The sequence below is a fragment of the Microcystis sp. M53598_WE2 genome, from assembly GCF_030067735.1.
Classification (GTDB): domain Bacteria; phylum Cyanobacteriota; class Cyanobacteriia; order Cyanobacteriales; family Microcystaceae; genus Microcystis; species Microcystis aeruginosa.
Genome location: NZ_JASJFE010000744.1, coordinates 1 through 8,846, shown reverse-complemented (window position 1 = coordinate 8,846; position 8,846 = coordinate 1). Strand labels below are relative to the sequence as shown.

Below are 8,846 nucleotides of genomic sequence, written 5' to 3'. Positions count from 1 at the left end.
TGCGATTGCGCCTAAATGGAGTGATATACAGAAAGTTGACCCATATCGTTACTCTGGAGAGTGTTGTGCAGAAAGTTTCCGTATAATCAATAGTTATACGGAAATTGTCGTGAAATAAATAAACAACACCCGTTTTTACCATGAAGATTCGCAGGGGGCCTTACTCCTTTCTATCTACTGGGATTTTACTATTCTTCGTTTTGCATCCAGTCGTTGCTCAGGCAGACGACGTGTTCACCCGCGAAGATGAAGAATGGTTCTGGCATGACCGAATGATGGAACAACTGCGACAGCCGCAGCAGCAGCCTGTTCGTTCCGCACAACAAGAGTTTCAAGAATGTTTCAATAATGTAACCAATGAACTCCCTAATTGGCGAGCTTTGGGTTTGGGAGAAATTGTCTCAGCCCTATGTAAGGCTCTTGCAAAGGGTGACTATAATACTGTATGGATTCTCACCAAAAGGTTTGCTGACGTTTTATATTCCAACAACTATTTTGATGGAGAGGCTGGACGTAAGAAGTATTTGGACTCACAAGCCGCAAGTATGATTCAACTATTTGGATGGACACCTCCTGAGTACAGATAGTTTAACCTGAAAAACCATGAAAAACGTAAAACTTTTTTTGATCGCAATGACCTTTATTCCCGCATGGGCAGGAATTGTTCCCGCTAATGCACTACCGCCATGCGGACTTAACGCGAGTGCGCTTCTATGCGATCGCTCAACCATTCCACAAAAACCAGAAGGGCAAAAGCCTCCAATCAATTTGCCAACGATGCAGTTCGATGGGTATATCTGTCCAGAAAATTATCCAGCCATGAATGCAAGATGCACCGAATTAAATTTCCAGCAAGGTAACTCTTGGATGCCACCTTGTGGAGATTACCGCTTCTATAACCAAGTAAACAATTTATTCCCAGCAGGGAGAGTGCATGATGCGGTTGCCTGCCAAGCTGCTCAAAGGGGAGATACACAAAAAATGTATGAAAAGGCTGCTGAAGCTTATGACGCAATTTTAGATAAACAAGGAGGGCAAGCTGCTTACCAGTACATGAAGTTTCGTTCAGGTTTCGGATTTTTCGATTTTCTCATTAAACGCAGATAATTTTAGGCCACGTTGCCTTTGTCGTTAGTGGGTTGAGTCTCGTAGTCTCGTAGGTTGGGTTGAGCGAAACAATACTGGGTCGAAAATAGCTCAACTCACTTGAAAAAGCGAAACCCAACCACCCCAAAGGTTACTCTTTGTTGGGTTTCCTTGCGTCAACCCAACCTACAATAATTGCTAATGCAAGTGCGATCGCCGATCTTGTAGGGTGCGTTCCCTAATCTGACTCCTACTGCTCCACCGATCGATTTTGGGGAACGCACCATGCACATTGATTGAAACTGTGAGTTTAAGTACGATGCTGAAGGCACTGGGTAGCAGTACGCCATCGCTGTAGCAACGTGGAAGCTAGAATATATTAAGCCCTATACGTTAGATGTTGTCTATGACTGAACGACTTGAGCAGGCGATCGCCCAATTAAAAACCTTGTCAACCGCTCAACAGGACGCGATCGCAACCCTAATTTTGGCAGAACTCGAAGAAGAGCAGCGATGGGATGACTCCTTTGCCCGCTCACCAAACTTGCTGGCTAAACTAGCAGCCGAAGCAATGGCAGAACATCGATCGGGCAAGACTCAAGAATTAGACCAGGAAACGTTGTGAAGTCTTGTACCACTGCTCGTTTTCGGGAGATGTTTTCTGAGCTTCCAAAACCGATTCAAGAGCAGACCCGTAAAGAGTATCGGCAATTCAAAGAAGACCCAAGCTATCCCAGCTTGCGATTCAAGAAAGTCCATCCAAAGCTGCCCATCTATTCTGCACGCATCAATAAGCAGTCGTGCAAAATTAATTTCCTAGTCGAGACTCCGAGACTCCGAGACTCCGAGACTCCGAGACAGCTATTAGGGATCGGATTTGAGTTTTCAGTTCACTGTTTCCTCACACCAGAAGTCTGACGGAGTAGTGGCTTAGATGTGTAATTAATTTTGCTTAGGTACTTATTAAGATCAGCGGTCGCACTTAAACTCACAGTTTCAATCAATGTGTAGGGTGCGTTCCCAAAAATCGATCGGTGGAGCAGTAGGAGCCACCTTAGGGAACGCACCCTAGGGCGATGGCGTACTGCTATGCAGTGCCTTCGGCATCGCGCTATGAAGACTTAAAAGCTAAACTGAAACCGAGTTCAATACAGACTGCTTTCTCTATTTCTTCCCAATAAACGTCTTCTAAAACACCCTGTTGATTCTTAATTCTCTGAGAATCTACAGCCCTCATTTGACTTAAGTTGATGTGTCGATCTCCGTCTAGTCCATTCTGCACTGTCGGTGTAATATTCACAACAAAAGGATAAGTCTTTTTCCCCAGCAACAATGGAGCAACTATTGTCGTTGTTCCATTTTGATTGCCCATATCGTTTTGTAAAATCAGGCAAGGGCGTTCTTTATCGGTTTCATGACCAACAACGGGTTTCAGATCGACCCACCATATCTCTCCTCGCTTGTAGGTTAGTCTTCCATTAGGCATTTAGACCATCGCCCACTGCAATATCCCAGACAGAAATTTCTTCTTGGCTCTCTGGATCATTTGCCTGATCTTTATAAGCATCTTCTAGCTCTTTCATAAAAATCCTTCTCTTCTCTTGCCAGAGAACATCATTTATAAAGCGGCTACGATTGCTTGCTAGTCGATCTACAAAGTCCAAAACTTCGTCGTCTAAGGTTATGCTGACTTTCTTACTCATTGCCATAAACTGCCTAGGACAGCCCGGTAGGATTAGATCATCATACTAACTAATCCTACGTTAATTGTCAACGCCTGCCTCTGATCTGTAAGTAAGTAGTCGTGCAAAATTAATTTCCTAGTCGAGACTCCGAGACTCCGATTATGAGTCTAAGTGCGATGCCGAAGGCACTGCGTAGCAGTACGCCGCTCTTGTGGGCCCAGTTGAGGAATGTTAGCGAAGATTGCCAATGTTTAGGTTAGGGTTTGCTGAAAAAGTTTGTTGGTGGGGTTAGGAGTCAGTAGCCGGTCGTCGGTCGTCGGTCGTCGGTCGTCGGGAGTTTCAGGCTTTGTTACCCTCTCTTTTTGTACCAACTTGTGTACTACAATAAGGATAATGCAAGGTTTTTGAAGGTCTCAATCCGATTTTCGCAGCACTAACATCGGATTTTAACAGGTCAAAAGCCTTATTTTAAAAGGGTTTTACCATTATTCAGCAACCCCTAGTTTAAAATAGAGGGGCAAAAGTTGCCACAGGGTCACGCGCCAAGGACAGTGCGACAACCTCTCTACAGCAAAGAAGAATTTGCCCGACGCAGCGATGAGATTTATGAGACCCAGGTACGTTCTCAAGTCGAGCAAGGTAATCATGGCAAGATTGTGGCAATCGCTCTCGAAACTGGAGACTTTGAAATTGACGCGAGTGAAATAGCCGCTTGTGATCGCCTTGAAGCTCGTCGCCCAGATGCCCCAATCTGGATGGTTCCTACTGGTTCTCGTCAAGTTCGTCGATTGGGCGGACGCACGAAAAGAGCCGTTTGAGACCTCTTTGACCCCATCTTGCTGCCAAAAATGAGCGAAGGATAGTCCCATTAGAGGAAACTTTGCCCTTGTCAGTGCGTCTTTAGCCTCTAAGCAAACAAGTGTCACGCTTGCGATAGAATAGATCGGACTTAGCCTAAATGGGGTCAGGGAAAGAATGTGCGGAATTGTTGGCTATATCGGAACCCAAACAGCGATCGATATTCTCCTAGCTGGTTTGGAACGTTTAGAATATCGGGGTTATGATTCGGCAGGAATTGCCACAATTCTCGAAGGTGAATTACATCGAGTCCGCGCCCAGGGAAAACTCTACAATCTGCGGGAAAAATTAGAACAGGAAGTTAATCCCTCCCAAATTGGCATCGGTCACACCCGTTGGGCAACCCACGGCAAACCCGTAGAAAGTAATGCCCATCCCCACACCGATAATAGTCAACGGGTGGCAGTGGTACAGAATGGCATTGTCGAAAATTTTCAGGTATTAAGAACAGAATTAAAGGAGAAAGGCTGTATATTTGACTCGGAAACCGACACAGAAGTTATTCCCCATCTAATCGCCAGTTATCTACCCAAACCTACCGATGAAGACTACTTGGGGGTGAGTCCTTTCCTCAAGGCAGTTTTAAGGGCAATTGAACGTTTGGAGGGGGCCTTTGCCCTAGGGGTGATTAGTCCCGATTATCCCGATGAATTGATTGTCGTGCGGCAACACGCCCCTTTAATCATCGGTTTTGGTCAAGGGGAGTTTTTCTGTGCCTCCGATGTCAGTGCTTTGGTTCCCCATACCCGGGCGGTGCTGTCCCTGGATAATGGCGAAATCGCTCGGTTAACACCCTTGGGAGTAGAAATTTATAATTTTGAGGGCAAAAGAGTCCGTAAAAGCCCCAGAGTCCTCGATTGGAGTCCGACGACCGTAGAAAAACAGGGTTATCGTCACTTCATGCTCAAGGAAATCTACGAACAACCCGGAGTGGTACGCGACTGTTTAGGAACCTATCTGCATCCCCATTGGACAGCACAAAATGAGGATAATGTCAACCCAATAAATATTAATTTTTCTGAAGAAATTTACGATAATTTAGAACATATTCAGATTTTAGCCTGTGGAACCAGTTGGCACGCTAGTTTAGTCGGTAAATACTTGATCGAGCAGTTGGCAGGTATTCCCACAAGGGTACAGTACGCCTCGGAATTTCGCTATGCACCCACGCCCCTGATGCCCAATACTTTAACTATCGGGGTGACGCAATCGGGGGAAACAGCCGACACTTTAGCGGCTTTGGAAACGGAAAAACAGCGTCGTTTAGGATTAGAAAAAAAATATCAGGCCCGGATTATCGGTATTACTAATCGCCCCGAAAGTACCCTAGCACAAATGGTCGATCAGATTATTAATACCCAAGCAGGAATCGAGATCGGGGTGGCGGCAACTAAGAGTTTTACGGCACAATTATTGGGTTTTTATCTCTTAGCTTTGGATTTATCCTATCGTCGTCAAACTTTGTCTTTAGAGAGAATCGAGGAAATTATTAATGGAATGCGATCGCTGCCAAGATCGATCGAAACTGTCTTAGAAACACAGGAAAAAGCGATCGAAGAATTGGCCCATGAATTTAATGACACCCAAGACTTTATTTTCTTGGGACGGGGGATTAATTTCCCCATTGCCTTAGAAGGGGCCTTAAAACTCAAAGAAATCAGTTATATTCATGCGGAAGGCTATCCAGCCGGAGAAATGAAACACGGACCAATCGCGCTTTTAGATGCAAAAGTTCCCGTAGTAGCGATTGCTATGCCGGGGATAGTTTATGATAAGGTTCTCTCCAATGCACAGGAAGCAAAGGCAAGGGATGCGCGATTATTGGGAGTAGTTGCCGACAGCGATACGGAAGCGCCAAAAGTCTTTAATGATTTGTTGTATGTGCCGGAAATTGAAGAACTATTATCGCCAATTCTAACAGTAATTCCCCTACAATTGCTCTCCTATCATATCGCAGCCCGTCGCGGTTTAGACGTAGATCAGCCGCGCAATTTAGCCAAAAGTGTCACAGTGGAGTAAAGTTCATCAGGTTGAAACTATCCGATCAAGCGGAGATATCTGATCGTTGTGCTTTGCTGTTCTATGTTGTTCAGGTGTCATCCCTTCGGTAAAATCGAGGGTCTTCCCCTGACATTTATGATAAAATCAAGAGGCCGACTGACATCTGAGAAGCGATAGCAACCATGACGGGTGTGGACTTACAGCAATTATTACTAGAAAAATGGGGTCGTTCCTACGATATCCAGCTACGACGCATCAAAGATAAGGTTCATGTCCAGGTAATGTGGAAATATCTCGAACAAGCTTCTTTTCCCCTCTCCGAGTCTGAATATCTGGAACATCTCAATGCGATCGCTAATTATCTCCACGAATGGGGTGGTTTTAGTCAATTTCAAGCTTTTATCCGCGAAACCCGCGAGCGTCCCCGTCTCGGTAAAGCGGTTAGTCTGGCCCTAGATTTAGGTGAAAGGGCATCGGAATGGCTGATCAGTGATCAGTGATCAATTATCAGTGACCAGTGGGATTGTTAAGTGAACAGTATACTGCATTTAAATTGCGTATTGGATATTTTAATACAAATGCTCGAACCCCCCACTCCCCCATCCCCTTCTCTAGACACAAAAAAAGGCGTTAAGCTTAACCTTAACGCTTGCTTTTGATTTAATGGCAGTGACTAGCTCTTGCGACGAGCGAAAGCACCAACACCAGCAACGGCTAAGATACCGAGGATAGCAGAGGGTTCGGGGGTTTTAACAATGGATTTTTGTCTGAAATCGTTGGTGATACTGTTAAGTGATCCGTTAACACTAGAGACAGAGAAAGTGTCTCTGACGTAAAGTTTCTGGATATTCGGAGCAATTGGAACCGTTAGGCCAGGAGAGCCTATGCCACCAATATCCAGGCTTCTAGCCTCTGAGGTTCCGACCAAACTCGACCCGCCGAAAGCATCTGACCAAACCGTCTTGTTCAGAGAGACACCGGAGTCAGTCTGGCCAGTTGTGGTATAGCCAGCGCTGAATGCTTCGAACATCTTCGTCAAAAGTTCGTTGTCGGGAGTGTTGGGGTTATCAACGATCTCGATCGTGTAATCTATGACATAAGTACCAGATGAACTTAGCAGAGGGGTAGCTGGGGTGAAGGTGAAGGTGTGCAAATCGCCCAAGGGCAGCACGGTTTCCGTAATGGTCAGAAAATTGTTCGGGTCATTTATACCCATGCCAGATCAGTTGATGTGTGTAAACAACTTGTCCCCTTTTCGGCAAGGATTGGCCTTGAAATTGTTGAAACTTTGTGGTAAACAATCCACCTGCGCCTGGACGGGGGCAGTATTGGCAAAGCCGAAAGCGGCAACGCTGCCAGCGATAGCAAGAGCGCCAGTGGTTAGTTGTCTAGATATGTTGGTGATCATTTTAAGTTGTTTGTCAATTTATTAATTAGGGCAGTAATGCGGAGACATCCGTAGTCTAGAATAGTTATGACCTGGGAGCATCTGCCCTTTGACATAAGTAGAAATGCTTAATGATCTCAATAAAAAAGTTAAAAAAGGCAACCATTTAGATAAGCACAGCGATGACGAAGGACTTGCGGTACATTACCAGATTCCCAACTTGCACCAGTCAAGTTAATGAAATGAAAAGAAAGTGAGATGCTCCCCAGTAGGGTGCGTTAGCGTAACTCACCAAAAACCTTTCTTTGTGGTGCGTTACGGCAATATTCAGAGCTTGATTTTTGCCCTAAAAACAAGGGATTGCCTAACGCACCCTACCCAACTTTAGATGGGTCTTAGCTTGTCAGTGACCAGTGGGATTGTTAAGTGAACAGTATACTGCATTTAAATTGCGTATTGGATATTTTAATACAAATGCTCGAACTCCCCACTTCCCACTTCCCCATCTCTAGACAATAAAAAAGGCGTTAAGCTTAACCTTAACGCTTGCTTTTGATTTAATGGCAGTGACTAGCTCTTGCGACGAGCGAAAGCACCAACACCGGCAACGGCTAAGATACCCAGGATAGCAGCGGGTTCGGGAGTCTTGGTAATCGCAGAGCTTTTTTGGAGAGATAAAGTATAGCCTTGGGAAACCTGACCACCATTTTCGCTTCTGGTGAAGGAGATGTTGAAAGTTCCGAGAAGATCAGGAGCAGTATTAGGCTCATCAAACAGCATGGTGCCAGTTACAGTGTAAGATGTCGTACTCGAACCAGGCACACCAGCGAATGAACCGATAGCCATGCTGCCAGTGATACTACCGATCACAGTACCAGCACCCGGACCGGTGGGAGGACCCTGGTTCACCAGTATGCTAATAAAATCAGTTATAGAAGCAGGAGAACCAAACATGTGCATCGGCATCATACCAGGGTTGCCAGTTAATGCAAAACTCTTAGGAACAGAAATGTTCCCCGCCGTCACCCCCGCAAATTGACCCGTAGCACTGTTGACCGTGGTGACGCTTAAGGGTTTAAGCATTGGGTCAGTAGTTCCCCACGGGTCGATTGTGGCATCCCCAGTGATGGATAAAGTACCCATAATCGCCTGGGCGGGGGCAGTACCAGCAAAGCCGAGAGCGGTAACACTGGCCGCGATAGCAAGAGTGCCAGTGGCTAGTTGTCTAGAAATGTTGGTGGTCATTTTAAGTGGTTTGTTACTTTTTATTAGGGCAAAGTGCGTAGACTACGCACTCCATTATACTTATAACCTGGGCCAGATTAAATGTCAAGTTAATGGAATGAAAAGAAAGTGAAATGCTCCTCAGTAGGGGGCGTTGTCAAATTGAAAGATGATCCGAATCAGCTTGGAACTGAAATTACTTTGATAGCAAGGATTGCATTGCATCTTTCATATTCTGATCTGACAACGCCATATTCAGAGCTTGATTTCTGCCCTAAAAACAAGGGATTGCCTAACGCACCCTACCCAACTACTAGAAGAATAACGCAATCTCAACAATGTAATCTACTTGGGTTATCGTACAGCCCTTATCTAAAGACTTGTGTGATTTGAAGCGGTCAAGGAAGTATTTGTGGTCACAGGTAAGCTAAAACGCAGATCATCGAAAATTTGGGTCTGAAACCCCTTCGTTCTACGACGGCTTTACTGTTAAATACTAGCGCATTTACACGATATACGCTAAAATGTGAGACATGGAAAAAGCCTATTCTTACCGATTTTACCCCACACCAACACAAGAGTCGCTATTGCGGCGCACATTGGGC

Annotated in this window: 10 protein-coding genes and 1 pseudogene; 7 read left to right on the top strand and 4 right to left on the bottom strand. The window is 45.3% G+C overall.

The window, feature by feature from the left end:
* Positions 1-140 precede the first annotated feature (140 nt).
* The 3 genes from PX636_RS15195 to PX636_RS15185 all read left to right on the top strand — a co-directional run bounded on the left by PX636_RS15195 (position 141) and on the right by PX636_RS15185 (position 1,711).
* Positions 141-587 carry a hypothetical protein gene (locus PX636_RS15195; protein WP_012265749.1) on the top strand — a complete coding sequence of 149 codons (447 nt, stop codon included), beginning with the start codon at positions 141-143 and terminating at the stop codon, positions 585-587.
* 16 nt (positions 588-603) lie between these two features.
* Entirely contained in the window at positions 604-1,107 is a 504-nt protein-coding gene (locus tag PX636_RS15190; protein WP_041804061.1) for a hypothetical protein, read from the top strand.
* Between the two features lie 385 nt (positions 1,108-1,492).
* Positions 1,493-1,711 (top strand): hypothetical protein, encoded by a 219-nt coding sequence (locus PX636_RS15185; protein WP_012265775.1) that lies wholly within the window; start codon positions 1,493-1,495, stop codon positions 1,709-1,711.
* A gap of 486 nt (positions 1,712-2,197) precedes the next feature.
* Here the strand turns inward: PX636_RS15185 and PX636_RS15180 are convergent, their stop codons facing one another.
* Positions 2,198-2,572 carry a type II toxin-antitoxin system PemK/MazF family toxin gene (locus PX636_RS15180; protein ID WP_004162461.1) on the bottom strand — a complete coding sequence of 125 codons (375 nt, stop codon included), beginning with the start codon at positions 2,570-2,572 and terminating at the stop codon, positions 2,198-2,200.
* Positions 2,565-2,789 (bottom strand): type II toxin-antitoxin system MazE family antitoxin, encoded by a 225-nt coding sequence (gene mazE, locus PX636_RS15175; protein WP_012265779.1) that lies wholly within the window; start codon positions 2,787-2,789, stop codon positions 2,565-2,567. The genes PX636_RS15180 and mazE overlap by 8 nt, the downstream gene beginning before the upstream one ends.
* A 506-nt stretch (positions 2,790-3,295) precedes the next feature.
* Here mazE and PX636_RS15170 point away from each other — a divergent pair.
* The 3 genes from PX636_RS15170 to PX636_RS15160 all read left to right on the top strand — a co-directional run bounded on the left by PX636_RS15170 (position 3,296) and on the right by PX636_RS15160 (position 6,130).
* The gene (locus tag PX636_RS15170) at positions 3,296-3,589 is read left to right on the top strand and encodes a hypothetical protein (protein WP_288117718.1); all 294 of its coding nucleotides are present in this window, start codon (positions 3,296-3,298) and stop codon (positions 3,587-3,589) included.
* 157 nt (positions 3,590-3,746) lie between these two features.
* On the top strand, positions 3,747-5,648 hold the full coding sequence (gene glmS / locus PX636_RS15165) for a glutamine--fructose-6-phosphate transaminase (isomerizing) (RefSeq protein WP_012265785.1): 1,902 nt from the start codon (positions 3,747-3,749) through the stop codon (positions 5,646-5,648).
* Between the two features lie 164 nt (positions 5,649-5,812).
* Positions 5,813-6,130 (top strand): DUF3067 family protein, encoded by a 318-nt coding sequence (locus tag PX636_RS15160; RefSeq protein ID WP_002756874.1) that lies wholly within the window; start codon positions 5,813-5,815, stop codon positions 6,128-6,130.
* 173 nt (positions 6,131-6,303) lie between these two features.
* Here the strand turns inward: PX636_RS15160 and PX636_RS15155 are convergent.
* A pseudogene (locus PX636_RS15155) lies at positions 6,304-7,038 on the bottom strand (PEP-CTERM sorting domain-containing protein).
* 549 nt (positions 7,039-7,587) lie between these two features.
* Positions 7,588-8,262, bottom strand: a complete 675-nt coding sequence (locus PX636_RS15145; RefSeq protein ID WP_288117715.1) for a PEP-CTERM sorting domain-containing protein — start codon at positions 8,260-8,262, stop codon at positions 7,588-7,590.
* A 512-nt stretch (positions 8,263-8,774) separates the two neighbouring features.
* Here PX636_RS15145 and PX636_RS15140 point away from each other — a divergent pair.
* A partial coding sequence (locus tag PX636_RS15140; protein WP_288117719.1) for a helix-turn-helix domain-containing protein occupies positions 8,775-8,846 on the top strand: 72 nt, incomplete at its 3' end.